We start from the raw sequence: 1792 nt of genomic DNA, 5'->3' as shown, positions 1-1792 counted from the left end.
TAAATCTGTGTAGTAGAAATATCACTATGTCCCAACAATTCCTGTACTACCCGCAAATCTGCCCCATGTTCTAACAAATGTGTCGCAAAAGTATGTCGTAAAGTATGGGGGGTGACATTTTTTTGAATATCTGCTTGTTGAACATATTTTTTAATTAAATTCCAAATAGCTTGTCGCGTTAAGGGATTACCATGAAAATTAATAAAGACCAAATTATGTTGACGATGATACTTTTGTAGATAGTCTAAACGTGTAGTTTGTATATATTGTTCTAACCACTTTTTAGCGACATCCCCAATAGGTATCAAACGTTCTTTATCACCCTTACCTAAAACTTTAATTAATCCTAAATCTAGGTGCAAATTATTCATACTTAAATGAGCCAACTCACTAACACGGACTCCCGTAGCATACATTGTTTCTAATATAGATCGATCACGCACCCCCAACGGAGTAGTTATATCTGGCTGCTGTAAAAGTTTAATTATTTCTGGTTCTGATAAAGTTGCTGGCAAATGTGTTCCCATTTTAGGCGAATCAATCTCTAACATTGGATCTTCTTTAATCTGCTGAGTTTTTAATAACCAACGATAAAATTGTCGTAAAGTAGAAGTCAGCCGTGCCAAGGAATTAGCAGACTTTTGCAGCTTAAATTGTGCAGAAAGAAAATTGATAATAGTGAAATAAGTTTCTGGAAATTTTTGTTGATGCTGTTGTTTTAAATAATGGACAAATTCTTCCAAATCCTGCGTATAAGCTGTTACTGTATTAGCAGCTAGTCCTCTTTCCAAACGCAAGTAGCGTGCAAAATCTTGAAGTGCATCATTCATGCTTATCAGATACTTTTAAAGCAATTCCATCTTCATCTTGAATAATTAAATGTTTCTTTAATAAATGCCCCACTGCCCGTTTAAAGTTACCTTTACTAATACCAAAATATTGTTTGATATCTTCTGGTGAACTTTTGTCATTAAAATTAATTTTTCCTTGAGGCTGATGCTGTAAAACTGCCAGTAACATTTCGGCATCCGGCGTAATTTCTTCATAAGCTCGTGGCTTTAAAGATATATTCAAATGATCAAAACTAGATCCAATCACACGTCCCTGCACAACTTCCCCTAAGCGTGGTTCACGTTCACGTTCGCTGGGATGGATAAAACCTAAATAGTAATCAGATGTTAAGACAAAAGTTCCACTTAACTTCAAACGATATACTGTAGCTGTTACATCTTTATTTTTTAAATTTGTAGTAGGCCGACGGCTGATTTGCTGAAAGATATCTGTTGTCGCTAATTGTCCCCACATACGGTTTTTATGATCTATTTTAATTGCAATAAATAAACGATCCCCTTTTTTAGGCCATAACGACTTCAGCTCTGGTAAATCATCTAATGACACAACAATATCTTTATCTTGTAAACCAATATTCACAAATACCCCTAAATCAGTTCTTACTTGCACCACTTCACCAAAACCGTAACGAAATTGACCAATTTGCGGAATTTTAGTTGTTAAGCTTAAATGATGTTGCTGATTTTCATATAAAAAACCCTGAACTTCCGAAATATCTGTCTTGACTTCTTGTTTATCTAATTGAAAAGTAAAGCCAGCAATAGAAACAAAATAATATTGTTCATTTTGATCGACGATTTTTCCTGTTTTAATGGTACCGAGCAACTCTTGTAATTCCAATTTTCCACCTCATTATTTAATTCCCAAATTAGCTAACAATGTTATGATACAATACGCAATTCCAGAAGCAATTACTGGACCAGCAGCAATACCCTTAAAT

The 1792-nt window shown here is 34.5% G+C and carries 2 protein-coding genes; both read right to left on the bottom strand.

Annotated features, from left to right (window positions below; all coding sequences use genetic code 11):
* The coding region (xerD, locus tag EQ827_RS08625) for a site-specific tyrosine recombinase XerD (protein WP_181190570.1) at positions 1–830 on the bottom strand (830 nt) is incomplete at its 3' end.
* Entirely contained in the window at positions 823–1692 is an 870-nt protein-coding gene (locus EQ827_RS08620; protein WP_219912688.1) for a CvfB family protein, read from the bottom strand. The genes EQ827_RS08620 and xerD, both read right to left, overlap by 8 nt.
* Positions 1693–1792 lie beyond the last annotated feature (100 nt).

The sequence above is a fragment of the Bombilactobacillus bombi genome (assembly GCF_013607485.1).
Classification (GTDB): Bacteria; Bacillota; Bacilli; order Lactobacillales; family Lactobacillaceae; genus Bombilactobacillus; species Bombilactobacillus bombi_A.
The sequence above is the reverse complement of the archived record's forward strand: the minus strand, read 5'-3'. Positions and strand labels throughout refer to the sequence as shown.